10 protein-coding genes and 1 pseudogene are annotated in these 14,980 nt (G+C 73.3%); 4 read left to right on the top strand and 7 right to left on the bottom strand.

Annotated elements, in window-relative coordinates:
- Positions 1–89: 89 nt before the first annotated feature.
- The gene (locus JK364_RS04165) at positions 90–284 is read left to right on the top strand and encodes a hypothetical protein (protein ID WP_020866016.1); all 195 of its coding nucleotides are present in this window, start codon (positions 90–92) and stop codon (positions 282–284) included.
- A gap of 36 nt (positions 285–320) precedes the next feature.
- Here JK364_RS04165 and JK364_RS04160 read toward each other — a convergent pair whose 3' ends face one another.
- On the bottom strand, positions 321–1,709 hold the full coding sequence (locus tag JK364_RS04160) for a family 2B encapsulin nanocompartment shell protein (RefSeq protein WP_201847594.1): 1,389 nt from the start codon (positions 1,707–1,709) through the stop codon (positions 321–323).
- Between the two features lie 91 nt (positions 1,710–1,800).
- Positions 1,801–3,213: a family 2B encapsulin nanocompartment shell protein gene (locus JK364_RS04155; RefSeq protein WP_201847592.1), complete on the bottom strand. Its 1,413-nt coding sequence runs from the start codon at positions 3,211–3,213 to the stop codon at positions 1,801–1,803.
- Between the two features lie 392 nt (positions 3,214–3,605).
- Between JK364_RS04155 and JK364_RS04150 the strand changes: the two genes are divergently transcribed.
- Complete coding sequence (locus tag JK364_RS04150) at positions 3,606–4,523, top strand: phosphatidylinositol-specific phospholipase C/glycerophosphodiester phosphodiesterase family protein (RefSeq protein WP_201847589.1); 918 nt, start codon at positions 3,606–3,608, stop codon at positions 4,521–4,523.
- A 70-nt stretch (positions 4,524–4,593) separates the two neighbouring features.
- A complete protein-coding gene (locus JK364_RS04145; protein ID WP_230991294.1) occupies positions 4,594–5,082 on the top strand; it encodes a GNAT family N-acetyltransferase in 489 nt (162 codons plus the stop codon).
- On the opposite strand, the gene JK364_RS04140 is transcribed toward JK364_RS04145, so the two are convergent.
- Together JK364_RS04140 and xylB are read right to left on the bottom strand one after the other, a co-directional pair.
- Positions 5,063–6,361, bottom strand: coding sequence for an ROK family transcriptional regulator (locus tag JK364_RS04140; RefSeq protein WP_201847586.1), 1,299 nt, complete (start codon positions 6,359–6,361; stop codon positions 5,063–5,065). The two genes, JK364_RS04145 and JK364_RS04140, sit on opposite strands and share 20 nt — an antisense overlap.
- A 66-nt stretch (positions 6,362–6,427) precedes the next feature.
- Complete coding sequence (gene xylB, locus JK364_RS04135) at positions 6,428–7,885, bottom strand: xylulokinase (RefSeq protein ID WP_201847584.1); 1,458 nt, start codon at positions 7,883–7,885, stop codon at positions 6,428–6,430.
- A 118-nt stretch (positions 7,886–8,003) separates the two neighbouring features.
- Between xylB and xylA the strand changes: the two genes are divergently transcribed.
- Positions 8,004–9,176 (top strand): xylose isomerase, encoded by a 1,173-nt coding sequence (gene xylA / locus JK364_RS04130; RefSeq protein ID WP_201847582.1) that lies wholly within the window; start codon positions 8,004–8,006, stop codon positions 9,174–9,176.
- A gap of 166 nt (positions 9,177–9,342) precedes the next feature.
- On the opposite strand, the pseudogene JK364_RS04125 reads toward xylA, so the two are convergent.
- The 3 genes and pseudogenes from JK364_RS04125 to JK364_RS04115 all read right to left on the bottom strand — a co-directional run.
- Positions 9,343–10,326 (bottom strand): annotated as a pseudogene (locus tag JK364_RS04125) (pectinesterase family protein); the annotation flags it as partial.
- Between the two features lie 403 nt (positions 10,327–10,729).
- Positions 10,730–12,007 (bottom strand): SWIM zinc finger family protein, encoded by a 1,278-nt coding sequence (locus JK364_RS04120; RefSeq protein ID WP_201847578.1) that lies wholly within the window; start codon positions 12,005–12,007, stop codon positions 10,730–10,732.
- Positions 12,004–14,964, bottom strand: a complete 2,961-nt coding sequence (locus JK364_RS04115) for an SCO1167/SCO6262 family helicase (RefSeq protein ID WP_201847576.1) — start codon at positions 14,962–14,964, stop codon at positions 12,004–12,006. Before JK364_RS04115 ends, JK364_RS04120 begins: the two co-directional genes overlap by 4 nt.
- Between the last annotated feature and the right edge of the window lie 16 nt (positions 14,965–14,980).

Here is a 14,980-nt window from a genome sequence, read left to right as displayed (position 1 = left end):
GGAGCACCAGGTGACGGCGGTCCAGGGGTGATTCTGGGCCACACTGACGGCCGGATTCCGATGCTCCGTAGTGGCCGAGGAGGCTCCCCATGGCCATTTCCATCTCCGTGGTCCTGCTGCTTCTGATCCTCACAGTGGTGTTTCTCCGCAGCGGCGGACTGCGCATCTCGCATGCGCTGGTCTGTGTGACGCTGGGCTTCTACCTGGCGAGCAGCAGCGTGGCGCCCACCATCTCCGAGGGGCTGGCAGCCACCGCGGATGTGGTCAGCAGCGTCCGTCCCTGATCCACGCCCGCGGCGACCGGTCTCTGACGGCCGGGCTCAGCGGCCGATCTCGACGTCCTCCAGCACACCGACCGCATCGGGCACCAGAATCGCCGCCGAGTAGTAGGCGGAGACCAGATAGGACGTCACGGCCTGCTCGCTGATGCCCATGAACCGGACGTTCAGACTGGGCTCGTACTCATCCGGGATACCGGTCTGATGCAGTCCGATGACCCCCTGGCTCTCCTCCCCGGTGCGCATCGCCAGGATCGAGCTGGTGCCGGACTCGCTGACCGGGATCTTGTTGCAGGGCAGCAGCGGAACCCCGCGCCACGCCCGCACCGCGACCCCGGCCACCTCGACGCCCTGCGGATACAGACCACGGTTGCTGCACTCCCGCCCGAAGGCGGCGATGGTGCGCGGATGCGCCAGCAGATACTGGGTCTTACGGCGCCGGGCCAGCAGCGCGTCGAGGTCGTCCGGGGTGGGCGGACCGCTGCGGGTGTGGATGCGCTGGGACAGGTCGGCGTTGTGCAACAGACCGAATTCCCGGTTGTTGACGAGCTCGTGCTCCTGGCGTTCGCGCAGGGCCTCGATGGTGAGCCGGAGCTGCTGCTCGACCTGGTTCATGGGCTCGTTGTAGAGGTCGGCGACGCGGGTGTGGACCCGCAGCACGGTCTGGGCCACGCTCAGCTCGTACTCCCGCGGCTCCAGCTCGTAGTCCACGAACGTGCCCGGCAGGGCCGGCTCGCCCGAGTGGCCGGACGCGATGGCGATATCGGCCTCACCGCGCCGGTTCTGAGCGGGCGCGGTCCGCTCGGCGAGCCCCTGGAGATGGTCGCGCAGCGACGCGGAGCGGTCGGCGGCCTCCTGGACGACGCGGCGGGGGAGGGTGAGCACCGTGGTCCGGGTGACGGCCCGGGCGGTGAACTCCCAGGTGTGCTCCGGACCGGTCAGCACCGCGTCGCCGAAGTACTCCCCGTCGGCCAGCACCGCCAGCGTGCTGCCCTCGTCATACGCGCCGGGGGCGATCTGGCGGACCTTGCCATGGGCGATCAGGAACACCTGGTCGGCCGGGCGGCCCGCCTCCACCAGCACATCCCCCGGCGCGTACTCGCGCTGGACACAGCCGTCGGCCAGCGACTCCAGCACGGAGGTGACCCCGAAGCCGCGCAGCGTCGGCAGCTCGCCCAGCTCCGGCGGGATGACCCGCACCTGTGATCCGGTGGTGATGAACTCCACCCGCCCGTCCCCGACCGTGTAGGTCAGCCGGCGGTTCACCCGGTACGTACCGGCCGACACCTGGACCCAGGGGAGGACGCGCAGCAGCCACCGGGAGGAGATGGCCTGCATCTGCGGAACGGACTTGGTGGTGGTCGCCAGATTCCGCGCGGCGGCCGTGCCCAGACTCAGCGGCTGCTCACCGGACTCCACGGAGGTGGTCATAAGTGCTCATCACCCATTTCGGTAGATCTTCGGGAAGGTATGCGAAGGCCACGGGCCCGGTCGGGCGGACGTCAGAGTCCGTCGGGCGGATTCAGAGCCCGACTTCCACGTTCTCCAGAATTCCGAGCGCGTCCGGGACGAGCACGGCCGCGGAATAGTAGGCGCTGACGAGATACGAGATGATGGCCTGCTCGCTGATTCCCATGAACCGCACCGAGAGGCTCGGCTGGTATTCGTCGGGAATACCGGTGCGGTGCAGTCCGATGACCCCCTGGTTCTCCTCCCCGGTGCGCAGAACGAGAATGGAGCTCACCCCGCTCCGGGAGACCGGAATCTTGTTGCACGGGAGGATGGGCACGCCCCGCCAGGCCGGCAGCGCATGCCCGTTCACCTCCGTGGGCTGCGGGGAGATGCCACGGCTGTTGAACTGCCGGCCGATCGCCGCGATGGCGCGCGGATGCGCCAGGATCAGCCCCGGGTCCTTCCAGACGGTGGCCAGCAGCGCGTCGAGGTCGTCCGGGGTGGGCGGTCCGCCGCGGGTGTGGATGCGCTGGGACAGGTCGGCGTTGTGCAGCAGACCGATCTCGGGGTTGTTGATGAGCTCGTGCTCCTGGCGTTCGCGCAGGGCCTCGATGGTGAGGCGGAGCTGCTGCTCGACCTGGTTCATGGGCTCGTTGTAGAGGTCGGCGACGCGGGTGTGGACGCGCAGCACGGTCTGGGCCACGCTCAGCTCGTACTCCCGCGGCGCCAGCTCGTACTCCGCGAAGGTGCCCGGCAGGATCGGCTCGCCCGAGTGGCCCGAGGCCAGCGCGATGGCCGTCTCCCCGTGCTCGTTCCGCTCGGTCTCCGGCGCCGAGCGCACCTCCTCGACATGCGCGCGCAGTTCGGGTGAGCGGTCCAGCTGCTCCTCGAACTCCTGCCGGGGCAGGGTCAGCACCGTGCAGGACGTCACGGCCTTCACGGTGATGCCCCAGGTGCCCGCCTCGGCGGCGGTCAGCTCCGGCTCCCCGATGTGGTCGCCACCGGCGGCCGAGCCGACCACCGAGGGCTCGTCGAACGCGCCCTCGGTCAATTTGTCGACCTTGCCGTGGGCGATGAGGAGGAGCTCATCGGCCGGGCGCCCGGCCTCCACCAGCACATCGCCGGGCGCGAACTCCCGCTGGGTGAAGCGGTCCGCCAGGGCCCCGAGCACCACGGTGTCCTCGAACCGGCGCAGCAGCGGCAGCTCGCGCAGCTCGACCGGGATGACCCGCACCTGTGATCCGGTGGTGGTGAACTCCACCCGGCCGTCCCCGAGCGTATGGGAGGCCCGGCGGTTCACCCGGTAGGAACCACCCGGAACCTGCACCCACGGCAGCATGCGCAGCAGCCACCGCGAGGTGAGGCCCTGCATTTGCGGAACGGATTTGGTCGTCGTCGCCAGATTCCGCGCGGCCGCCGTGCCGAGGCTCAACTGCGGCTGCGAAATGTCGGTACCGGAACCCGGTTCAACGGACGTCGTCATCGTGAATGCTCACCCATCCCTGTACGGACCTTGAAGAGAAATTCCGCTCAAGCAACTGCCAAGCTATCAGCGGACTTTGGGCTTTTGCATTCACTCAAAAGAGTGCCCGGGTGGGGGTTATGGCGGTGGTCGCCGACGGGTAAACATCCCGAATGCGTCGTGGGCGGCGGCCGCCGTGCCCCGCCCGTTCACCCGGCGTGCGCATCCGCCCCGCGCCCCCCACGTCCACCGCCGCAACCGCCCCGGCACCTCGGGAACGGTGAGGAAATGGCCGGGGACCACCGGTGGAACTCTTCGCTCAGTACTGCCCTTTGGGTGTACGGCCGCCCGATACTCACTGGCGTCGAGCCTGCGTATCCGGCACCGCGCCGGGACGAGAGCCGGGAGGCCCCATGGACCGCCGTACACGCCGCGCCTTTGTCGTCACCCTCGGAGCCGCTCTGGCGGGCGGCGCGGCCGCGCCCGCGTTCGCGGGCACGTCCGCCTCGTTCGACGACGCCGCCGTCGCGAAGGACAACTCGAAAGACGGCTCGAGGGACCGCTCCAAGGGCAAGCGGCCGCTGGCCAGAGCCCACGCCCACAACGACTACGAGCACCCGCGTCCGCTCCTCGACGCGCTCTCCCACGGCTTCGGCAGCGTCGAGGCCGACATCTGGCTGGTCGACGGCCAGCTGCTGGTCGCACACGACGCCACGGACCTCGACCCCACCCGCACCCTGGAGTCGCTCTACCTCGACCCGCTGGCCCAGCGGGTGAAGGCCAACGGCGGCCGGGTCTACCGGGGTTACGACCTGTCGCTGCAGCTGCTGATCGACATCAAGACCGCCGGGGAGCCCACCTACCTGGAGCTGGCCAAGCGGCTGCGCCGCTACGGCCACCTGTTCAGCGCCGCCTACGGCGGGGTCGGCGGCCGGGTGCGCCGTGGCGCGGTGACGGCCGTCATCTCCGGCGACCGCGGCGCCCGGGCCCCCATGGAGGCCGAGAAGGTGCGCCACGCCTTCTACGACGGACGGCTGGAGGACCTCGGCTCGGGCGTGCCCGCCTCCTTCATCCCGCTGATCAGCACCGACTGGACCAAGACCTTCACCTGGACGGGAGCCGGTCCGATACCGGCGGCGGAGCGCGAGACGCTGCGCCGACTCGTCGCCTCCGCGCACGACGCCCGGCAGACCGTGCGCTTCTGGGCCACCCCGGACGTGGCAGGACCGGAGCGCGACGCCCTGTGGCGTGAGCTCCTGGCCGCTGACGTGGACTACCTCAACACCGACGACCTGGCGGGCCTGGAGGCGTTCCTGCGCGCGGCCCGCTGACGCCTCGTGGGGCGGCGGCCGGGGAGAAAACCACTCGCGTGCCGCCGCTCGCACGGCCATGCTGGCACTCATGCTCATCAGGACCGCCACCGCCGGGGACTGGCCCGCCATCTGGGCCTTCCTGCGCCGTATCGTCGCCGCGGGGGAGACCTACACCTACCCCCGCGACCTGGACGAGGACCGGGCCCGCGAGATCTGGATGGTGGAGCCCCCGAGCCGTACCGCCGTCGCCACCGACCCCGACGGCACGGTCCTCGGCTCGGCCAAGATGAACCCCAACCACATGGGGCCGGGCGCGCATATCGCGGGGGCCAGTTTCATGGTGGCCCCCGAGCACGGCGGACGCGGTGTGGGCCGGGCCCTGGGCGAGCATGTCCTGGACTGGGCGCGCGCCGAGGGCTACAAGGCGATGCAGTTCAACGCCGTGGTGGAGAGCAACACCCGGGCGGTGGCGCTGTGGCGCTCACTCGGCTTCGAGGTCATCGGCACCGTCCCCAAGGCTTTCGCCCACCCCACGAACGGCTATGTGGGGCTGCACATCATGCATCGCTTCCTCTGATCCCGGCCGGCTCACCGGCCCCGGCGGGGTCCCGGAACCCCGCCGGATCGTCGAGGACCGCCTGCACCACCGAGCTGGCCGCGCCCAGCAGCGGACCGTCCGGGCCGAGCCGGGAGACGGTCACCGCCCCGCTGCCCGGACGGGCCGGGTCGGTGAGCCGCCGTCCCAACTCCCGCTCCAGGGCGGGCAGCAGCCAGGGCGCCAGCGGCGTCAGCGCGCCGCCGAGCACCACCTTCTCCGGGTCCAGGAGGTTCACCGCGCCCGCGAGGGCGATTCCGAGCGCCGAGCCCGCGCCGCGCAGCGCACGCCGCGCCCGCTGGTCGCCGCTCGCCGCCCGCACCGCCAGCACGGCGATACGGCCGCCGGGGCCCGGGTGCTGGGCCGCGGCCTCCTCCGAGGACAGGCCGCTCGCCCGCAGCACCGCCTCCTCGCCCGCGTACTGCTCCAGACAGCCGCGGCCTCCGCAGGCGCACTCGGGCCCCTCGGGGCGCACCGGCACATGGCCCAGCTCGCCCGCGAAACCGTGGGTGCCGCGCAGCAGTTGCCCGTCGAGCACGACCGCGGCGCCGATGCCGATCTCGGCCGAGACATGGACGAAGTCCCGGGGCGCCGGGTCGTGGCCGCCCCGCCACAGCTCGGCGAGCGCCCCCAGATTCGCCTCGTTGTCCACGGTCACCGGCAGACCTGGCAGCGCCGCGCGCAGCTCGGGGCCGATGTCCACGCCCTCCCAGCCCAGGTTGGGGGCGCGGACGACCAGCGACGAGTCCCGCGCCACCAGGCCGGGCACCGCCACCGCGAGCCCCACCGGCCGCAGCCCGCCCAGCTCCGCCTCCGCCGCGACCTGCCGGACCAGGCCGGCGAGCTGGGCGAGCACCGGGGCCGGTGGGCGGTCGCGGTTCGCCGAGGCGAGCTCCGTACGGGCCCGTATCCGCCCGGCGAGGTCCATCGCGCACACCGCGAGGTGGTCCACCCCGATCTCCGCGCCCAGCCCGGCCGGACCGCGCTCGTTGAGCTGGAGGGCGCTGCCGGGGCGGCCGACCGTACCGGGCCGGGAGGGGCCCAGCTCGACCAGCAGCCCGTCCCGGATCAGCTCGTCGACGAGCGTGGAGACGGCGGCCCGGGTGAGCCCCACCCGCGCCGCCACCGCGGCACGGGACAGCGGGCCGTGGGCGGCCACGGCGTGCAGCACGAGGGAGAGATTGCGCCGGCGCATCGCCTGCTGGGTGTTGGGCAGTGGCGCTGCCACCTGATTCCGTCTCCTCTCGGCCGATCCGCTCATTGTGCCGGGCCGGTACGACAACCGGGGCGCCCGGCCGCCGCCGTACGGCGTTCCCGCGCGGCGCGCTCACGCGTGGCGCAGCAGGCCGTCCGCGTCCGCCAGCACCCGGGAGAGCCGGTCCAGCGCCGCCTCGTCGCGGGGCACCGGACCGTAGGACGGCCCCTCGGCGGTCGACCAGCGCCGCGCCACCGCCGCCGGGTCCTCGCCCAGCGCCAGCCCCGCGGCCTGCGCGGCGGCCCCGAGGGCGACCAGCTCCTCGGCCCGGGGCACCTGGACCGGGCGTCCGCTCAGCCGCCGGACCGTCTCCCGCCATGCGGTGCCCTTGGCTCCGCCGCCGATGAGCAGCAGCGGGGCGTCCGGCGCCGCGTCCGCGTCCAGCACCTGGTCCAGCGCGGTGAGCAGGGCGAAGACGGCCCCGTCGTAGGCGGCCTGGAGCACCTGCCCCGGTGTGGTGTCGTGGCGCAGACCGTGCAGCAGCCCCGAGGCGTGCGGCAGATGAGGGGTGCGCTCGCCGTCGAGGAACGGCAGCAGCACGGCCGAGCCGCCCGGCTCCACCGCCTCCCGGTCGCGGCCCAGCAGCGCCGCGATCCGGTCGACCGCGAGGGTGCAGTTGAGCGTGCACGCCAGCGGCAGCCAGGCGTCACGCGTGTCGGCGAACCCCGCGACCACCCCGGTGGGGTCGGCGGGCCGGTGGGCCGAGACCGCGTAGACGGTGCCGGAGGTGCCCAGGCTCAGCACCGGCTGCCCGGGGCGCAGACCGAGCCCCAGGGCGGCCGCCATGTTGTCGCCCGTGCCGGTGGCCACCAGGGCGCCGGTGGGCAGCGGCAGATCGGGCAGCTCCCGTACGGTCCCGGCGGCCTCGCCGTGGCGCAGCACGCGCGGCAGCAGCTCGGGGGTGAGCCCGACCCGGTCCAGGATCTCCTCGTCGTAGGACTCGGTGCCCGAGGCCCACCAGCCGGTGCCCGAGGCGTCGCCGCGGTCGGTGGTGCCGTAGCCGGTGAGCCGCTCGGTGAGGTAGTCGTGGGGGAGCCGGACGGCCGTGGTGGCGCGGGCCGCCTCCGGTTCGTTCTCCATGAGCCAGGCCCACTTGGTGATGGTGAAGGCGGGCGCGGGCACGCTGCCCACCCGCTCGGCCCACGCCTTGGGGCCGCCCAGTTCCTCGATGAGCCGGTCGCGCTGCGGCGCGGAGCGCACATCGTTCCACAGCAGGGCGGGCCGCACCGAGCGGCCGGAGGCGTCCAGGGTGACCAGGCCGTGCTGCTGGCCGCCCACGGAGATCGCGGCCGCCTCCCGGGCCGGGGTCCCGCACTGGCGCAGCGCCTCGGTCAGCGCCTCCCACCACTGCTCGGGGACGGACTCCTTACCGGTGCCGTCGCTGCCGCCGCCGACGGTGTGCGGGGCCTGTCCTCGGGCGACGACCGCACCGGTCGCGGAGTCGACGACGAGCGCCTTGGTCGACTGCGTGGAGCTGTCCACGCCGACGACGAGCGGTCCTTGCGGCACGGGCACGGCTGCTGCTGCCATCTCGCGCTCTCCCTTGCGTTCATGGGTCGTGCGGTGTGCGGGTGAAACAGGGCTTCCCCCGAATGCTCGCGCATACTAATTTGTAAAGCGCCATGACGAAATAGGCGAGGGAGCCGCGATGAGCTACAACCCCACCCCCGAGGACAGGTTCACCTTCGGACTGTGGACCGTCGGCTGGCAGGGCCGGGACCCGTTCGGGGACGCCACCCGCCCGGCGCTCGACCCCGTGGAGTCCGTGACCCGGCTCGCCGAACTCGGCGCGTACGGTGTCACCTTCCATGACGACGACCTCATCCCCTTCGGGGCCTCGGCGACCGAGCGCGAATCGCACATCAAGCGCTTCCGGCAGGCCCTGGACGCCACCGGGATGACGGTGCCCATGGCCACCACCAACCTCTTCACCCATCCGGTCTTCAAGGACGGCGGCTTCACCGCCAACGACCGCGATGTCCGCCGCTACGCGCTGCGCAAGACCATGCGCAACATCGACCTCGCCGTCGAGCTGGGCGCGAAGACCTATGTGGCCTGGGGCGGCCGCGAGGGCGCCGAGTCCGGCGGCGCCAAGGACGTACGCGCCGCGCTCGACCGCATGAAGGAGGCGTTCGACCTGCTCGGTACGTATGTCACCGAGCAGGGCTACGATCTGCGCTTCGCCATCGAGCCCAAGCCCAACGAGCCGCGCGGCGACATCCTGCTGCCGACCGTCGGCCACGCCCTGGCCTTCATCGAGCGGCTGGAGCGGCCCGAGCTGTACGGGGTCAACCCGGAGGTCGGCCATGAGCAGATGGCCGGGCTGAACTTCCCGCACGGCATCGCGCAGGCGCTGTGGGCGGGCAAGCTCTTCCACATCGACCTCAACGGCCAGAACGGCATCAAGTACGACCAGGACCTGCGGTTCGGCGCGGGCGATCTGCGGGCCGCCTTCTGGCTGGTCGACCTGCTGGAGACCGGTGGCTACGAGGGCCCGCGCCACTTCGACTTCAAGCCCCCGCGCACCGAGGACATCTCGGGCGTCTGGGCCTCGGCCGCGGGCTGCATGCGCAACTACCTCATCCTCAAGGAGCGCGCGGCCGCCTTCCGCGCCGACCCCGAGGTCCAGGAGGCGCTGCGCGCCTCGCGCCTGGACCAGCTGGGCCGGCCGACCCTCGACGAGGGCGAGACCCCGGCGGCGCTGCTCGCGGACCGCACCGCCTTCGAGGACTTCGACGTCGAGGCGGCCGCCGAGCGCGGTATGGCCTTCGAGCGCCTCGACCAGCTGGCCATGGACCATCTGCTGGCCGCGCGCGGCTGACCGCGTCAGGCTGGCCGCCCGCGGCTGACCGCGTCCGGCTCGCCGCTCGCGGCTGACCGCGTCCGGCTGGCCGCTCGCGGCTGACCGTGTCCGGCCGCCGGTCCCGCCCCCCGACGGGACCGGCGGCCGGGGCTCTCACCGGCTCAGGACTCCGGCTGCCGACCGCTCAGGACGACGGCTGCCAGCCGCCGAGCCAGTCGGCGATCTCGTAGTCCGCGGCCTGGGCGTCGGTCAGCTGCGGACGGTCCGTGCTCGCCGCACCGGAACCGGCGCCGGTGTTCTTGTACTCCGCGAAGCGGTCGTCCTTCCAGGAGAAGCCGCTCATGTCCGTCCACGGTGTGGTCTTGATCGCCGCTGACAGATCCGTATTGCGAACGATCGCCTGCGGATCGAGACTGGCGTCGCCGCCCGCGTGCCAGGGACGGCCGAGATAGAACGACCGGGAGCTGACATCCCCGGTGATGTTGCTGTTGATGAACAGGAAGCCCTTCCTCCCGGCCGCCGTCGAGGGCGCCGCGACAAAGCCGCCGGAGCTGCCGTCGTAGCGCTTGACGAGCCGGATCGCCGACTTGTTGAGCACGGCGGAGGCCCGGCCGAAGATGAAGTCGACATTCCCCTGGATCCAGGCGTTGTTGACATACACCCGGCCGACCTTGTCCTTGCTCGCGGAGTCCAGCAGCAGGGTGTCCTGGTCCCCGACCGCGCCGATGTTGTCCAGGACGATCTGGTCGCCCGCGGTGCGCAGCGCGACCGCCTGCTTGTCGGTGATGCCGGTGTTGCCCTCGTTGAAGTCGTTCACGAACTGCAGATTGCGGGCCTGGAAGTCATCGGCCTCGATGGCCACGGTCGCGCTGCCGCTGGTGCCGTAGGTGCCACCGCCGGGCTTGGGGGTGCCGGAGGCGTTGTTGTAGACGATCGTCACGTCGTTCTTGCTGCTCGTAGTGCCCACCAGCCGGATGTGCGGCTTGTTGGCGGGAACCTTCACCGTCTCGCGGTACGTACCGGGCTTGATGGAGATGGTGACGGCGGACGGGTTGTTCGCCGGCACCGCGTCGACGGCCGCCTGCACGGTGGTGTAGGTGCCGCTGCCATCCTTGGCCACCACGATGGTGGCCGCCGCGGCCGTGCGCGTGTCGGCTGTGGGCGTGGTGGCGTGGGCCGGGGCGACGGCTAGCCCGACGCCGGTGGCCAGCGCCAGGGAGCCGATGAGCGGAGCGGGGCGGCGGCGCCGGGGGCGCCGTGGACTGAGGGTCATGGTCGGTGACTCCGTCCCGTGGAGGCGTGCCGAGGGGGTTGACGCCTTACGGTCTCCACGGCCCACTCAAAGGTTGCCGCCTGCCGCCCGGCTGCCTTCGGCATGGCTGGTTCTTCGGCCCGCATGGACCTTCGGCTCGCATGGACCTTCCGCCTCACAGGGATCCTCAGGCCGCCTGGACCTTCCGCCCGTCCCCTCCCGTCTGCGGGCACCGCGGCGCCGTCGGGATGGGGCGACCTTCCTGGCCCTGGCCCGAGGCCGATGGCGGACGGGATGCCGCCACCGGCCGTGCGCCGCGTCAGCCGTCGGAGCCGGGCATCGCCAGCGCCGCCGCCGGGTCGTGTCCGGCCGGGCCCGAGGGCCACCAGCGGCCGCGTTCCCTGCGGTACGGCCACCAGCGGCCGTCCTGGCCATAGCGCACCTGGAGATCCGCGCCCACCACCGTCCAGCGGTTCGCCGTGGCGCGCAGCCGGGGCGCCCGCTCGTCCCCCTCCCAGGCGGCCGCGAGCTGGGCGCGGGCCCGCGCGAGGGCCTCCACGTCCGGCGTCCACTCCTCCTCCAGCACGGCGAGCGCGGCGGCCCCGCCGTGCTCCCAGGCGCGGACGGCCCGCGCCAGATCGGCGCGATCGCGCCCGCAGCCCGTCGCGAGCCGGGCGGCGATCGGCGCCGGGGGACCGGCAGCGGTCAGCCGCACCGTGTCCTGCCAGACCGTCAACGCGGCCGGGACCGGGGCGGTGGCGTGGCCGGGCGCGAGCGCCTCGGCCAACAGCCGCTGGGCGCGTACCGCGGCCTCCGCCGCCAGGAACTCCAGCGCGGCCACGTCCAGCCCCTCGGCCGGGTCCGTGCCGCCCGCCAGCGCCGGAGGACGGCCGGGCGCGGCGACGGCGGGCGGGGGCGCGGGCAGCGGGGGCGGACCGGGCGCGGCGAACGCCTCCCGGGCCGGTACGCCCTCCGGAGCCGGCGGAGCGGCGTCCTCCGCCGTCCGCGGCAGGTGCCGGGCGGCCCGCGCCGCGCTGCGCACCTGGAGCTCGTCCAGCAGCTCCCGCTCCCCGCGTCCGCGCATCAGGAGCAGCACATACGGATCCTCGTCCAGCAGCCGGGCGAGCTGGTAGCACAGCGCGGCGGTGTGCGGGCAGTGGTCCCACGCCTCACAGCCGCACTCCGGCTCCAGATCGCCTATCCCCGGCAGCAGTTCGACGCCCACGGCCGCCGCGTCCTCGGCCAGCTGCGGGGGCATGTCGCGGTCCAGCAGGGCGGCGATATGGCCGGAGCGGTCCGCGACCACCTCCAGCAGCCGGTCCCATTCCGCGTCGGTGAACTCCCGCAGCAGCACATCGGACCGGTAAGGCGTGCGGTCGCGGTCCCGCACCACGGCGGTGACCCGGCCGGGGCGTACGCAGACCGCGCCCACCGCTCCCTCGCGCGCCTGCTTGCGGCCGCGCTTCAGCTGCTCGCCGTCCAGCGCCGTGTCCTCCAGGGCCTTCAGCCACGCCTGGCCCCACCAGGTGCGGGCGAAGCCGCGGCCACGGGCGGGCGGCAGTGCGGCGAAGGTGCGCTCGGACTCGGTACGGCTCATCGTTCGGTCCCCCTCAGCTCCACGAGCTCCGCCAGCTCGGAGTCGGTCAGTTCGGTCAGCGCGCCCTCGCCGGAGCCGAGCACGGCGTCCGCCAGCTCCCGCTTGCGCGTCAGCATCGCGGCGATGCGGTCCTCCACGGTCCCCTCCGCGATGATGCGGTGGACCTGCACCGGCTGGGTCTGGCCGATGCGGTACGCGCGGTCGGTGGCCTGCGCCTCGACGGCCGGGTTCCACCAGCGGTCGTAGTGCACGACATGCCCGGCCCGGGTGAGGTTGAGCCCCGTGCCCGCCGCCTTCAGCGACAGCAGGAACACCGGGACCTCGCCGTCCTGGAAGCGCCGCACCATCTCCTCGCGCCGCGCCACCGGCGTACCGCCGTGCAGCAGCTGGGCCGGCACCCCGCGTGCGGCCAGGTGGCCCTCGAGGATGCGCGCCATCTGGACGTACTGGGTGAAGACCAGGACGCTCGCGCCCTCGGCCAGGATGGTGTCCAGCAGCTCGTCGAGCAGCTCCAGCTTGCCGGAGCGGCCGGGGACCACCGGCCGGTCCTCCTTCAGATACTGCGCCGGGTGATTGCAGATCTGCTTCAGACCGGTGAGGAGCTTGACGATGAGCCCGCGCCGGACGAGGCCGCCGGTGCCGGAGATCTCGGCGAGGATCTCGCGAACCACCGCCTCGTAGAGCCCGGCCTGCTCCTTGGTGAGCGCTACGGCCCGGTCCGTCTCGGTCTTCGGCGGCAGCTCGGGGGCGATACCGGGGTCGGACTTGCGGCGCCGGAGCAGGAAGGGGCGGACCAGTTTCGCCAGCCGCGCGGCCGCCTCGGGGTCGCTTCCGCTCTCCACGGCCTGGGCGTAGCGCCTGCGGAACGCGCCATGGGTGCCCAGCACTCCCGGCGTGGTCCAGTCGAGGATCGCCCACAGCTCGGAGAGGTTGTTCTCGATGGGGGTTCCGGAGAGCGCCACGCGGGCCTTCGCGCCGATGGTGCGCAGCTGCCGCGCCGTCGCCGAGAACGGGTTCTTCACGTGCTGCGCCTCGTCCGCGACCACCATGCCCCACGGCCCGGCCTCGGCGAGCCGCTGGGCGTCGAGCCGCATCGTGCCGTAGGTGGTGAGGACGAACTCGCCGTCGTCAAGGCCGTCCAGGCTGCGGGCGGAGCCGTGGTAGCGGCGCACCGGGGTGCCTGGCGCGAACCGCTCGATCTCGCGCCGCCAGTTGCCCATCAGCGACGTCGGGCAGACCACCAGAGTGGGGCCGGAGGCTTCGGGGATGTCCATACGGTGCAGATGGAGGGCGATCAGGGTGATGGTCTTGCCGAGCCCCATGTCGTCGGCGAGACAGCCGCCGAGGCCGATCGAGGTCATCCGGACCAGCCAGTCCAGGCCGCGCAGCTGATAGTCGCGCAGCGTGGCGGCCAGGGCGGAGGGCTGGGGCACGGGCGCCCGCTGGGCGCCGGCGGTCCCCTCGGGGTCGGCGAGGTGGTCCCGCAGGGCCTCCAGCCAGCCGGTGGGCCGAACCTCCACATCGGTGCCGTCGGCCTCCGTGCGACCGGTAAGGACGGCACCGAGGGCGTCGGCGGGAGTGAGCTTGCGGTCCTGCCGGTCCCGGACGCGGCGCGCCGCCTCGGGGTCGAGGAGGACCCATTGGTCGCGCAGCCGTACCACCGGCCGGCTGGCCTCGGCGAGCCCGTCGAGCTCGGCGCGGGTGAGCTCCTGATCGCCCACGGCGAATCGCCAGCTGAAGCGCAGCAGCGCGTCGGCGGAGAGGAAGGCGGGGAACCGGGGCCCGGCGTCGTCCTGAGCCTCGTCGTCGCCGTCCGGGCCGATGACGGCGCGGGCGGTGAGCCCGCGGGCCAGCTCCCTGGGCCAGTGCACCTGGACCCCGGCGGCGTCCAGCGCCCCGGCCGCCGGACCGAGCAGCTCGGTGACCTCCTCGTCGGCGAGGTCGAGGGCGTCGGGCACGGCGGCCGACAGCAGCGGGGTGAGTGGCGCCCAGGCGCGGGCCGCGCGCCGCAGGGTCAGCAGGGCGTCCATCTGGGCGCGCGGACCGAGGGCCGGGGTGATGGGCGAGGTGCCCGCCCAGACGTCGGCGGCGTCCGCGACCAGTGCCGGATCGGTGAGGCTGTGCAACTGGAGGACGGCACGGAAGCGCGGCCCGTCCGCCTTACCGTTCCCACCGACGCCGTGCAGCAGCTCGATACGGATCGAGAGCCGCACCCCCGCGTCGTGCCCGGCGGCCACGTCGGCGGCCCAGGCACGCTGTTCGGGCAGCCGCCGTGGCGCCGGGGCGGCGAAGGCGGGGCCGCCCGCGGCCGACGCCGCCGCGGGCGAGCGCGGCAGCCCGTCCGCCACCGCGTCCAGGAACGCCCGCAGATGCCGCTCGGGCTCGGGCAGCAGCACCGGGCCGGAGGCGGGCAGCGGCGTCGCGTGCGCCGTGGGCGGCATGGCGGCGGCCAGTTCACGCACCCGCGTCAGATCGTCGGGGGTGAGCGGACCGACGCGCCAGGCGTCGTGATCGGTGGCGCTGAGCCCGGGCAGCAGCCTTCCGCGGGCCGCGAGTTGGAGGGCGAGTACGGCGGCGGAGCCCCAGAAGGCCGTGGCGGGGTCGCACTGCCCCGGACCGGCTTGTGCGGCCCGCGCCCGGGCCCGGGTGAGTACCGGCAGCGCCTCGTCCAGCGGCAGCACCAGCGCTCTTACGGTGCGCGTCTCGACGTCGAGGCCGGTGGGGCCGGGGTCGGTGGGGTCGGTGGGGTCGTCATGGGGACCGTCTTCGGTGCCGTCCGCCGGGACGACGACCGTCAGCTCCTCGGCGGAGCCGGTGGCGGGGCCGGAAGGAGGCGTGCCGTCCGGCCGCCAGAAGGCGACCCGGCCGGTGCGTGCCGGGTCGCCGGGAAGGAAGACCGCGGTGCAGCGGGAGAGTTCTGCGATGTCGGAGGGTGTTGCAGCGGAGGGTGGTGTCACAGCGCTGAGCGTTCCT

Origin of the sequence: Streptomyces endocoffeicus (assembly GCF_016741935.1) — a bacterium.
In the GTDB taxonomy this organism is placed as follows: domain Bacteria; phylum Actinomycetota; class Actinomycetes; order Streptomycetales; family Streptomycetaceae; genus Streptomyces; species Streptomyces endocoffeicus.
This window is presented reverse-complemented; position numbering and strand designations above follow the sequence as displayed.

Coding starts and splice junctions, on each gene's coding strand:
- JK364_RS04165 (WP_020866016.1), top strand. CDS start 90: ATGGCCATTTCCATCTCCGTGGTCCTGCTGCTTCTGATCCTCACAGTG.
- JK364_RS04160 (WP_201847594.1), bottom strand. CDS start 1,709: ATGACCACCTCCGTGGAGTCCGGTGAGCAGCCGCTGAGTCTGGGCACG.
- JK364_RS04155 (WP_201847592.1), bottom strand. CDS start 3,213: ATGACGACGTCCGTTGAACCGGGTTCCGGTACCGACATTTCGCAGCCG.
- JK364_RS04150 (WP_201847589.1), top strand. CDS start 3,606: ATGGACCGCCGTACACGCCGCGCCTTTGTCGTCACCCTCGGAGCCGCT.
- JK364_RS04145 (WP_230991294.1), top strand. CDS start 4,594: ATGCTCATCAGGACCGCCACCGCCGGGGACTGGCCCGCCATCTGGGCC.
- JK364_RS04140 (WP_201847586.1), bottom strand. CDS start 6,361: ATGAGCGGATCGGCCGAGAGGAGACGGAATCAGGTGGCAGCGCCACTG.
- xylB (WP_201847584.1), bottom strand. CDS start 7,885: ATGGCAGCAGCAGCCGTGCCCGTGCCGCAAGGACCGCTCGTCGTCGGC.
- xylA (WP_201847582.1), top strand. CDS start 8,004: ATGAGCTACAACCCCACCCCCGAGGACAGGTTCACCTTCGGACTGTGG.
- JK364_RS04120 (WP_201847578.1), bottom strand. CDS start 12,007: ATGAGCCGTACCGAGTCCGAGCGCACCTTCGCCGCACTGCCGCCCGCC.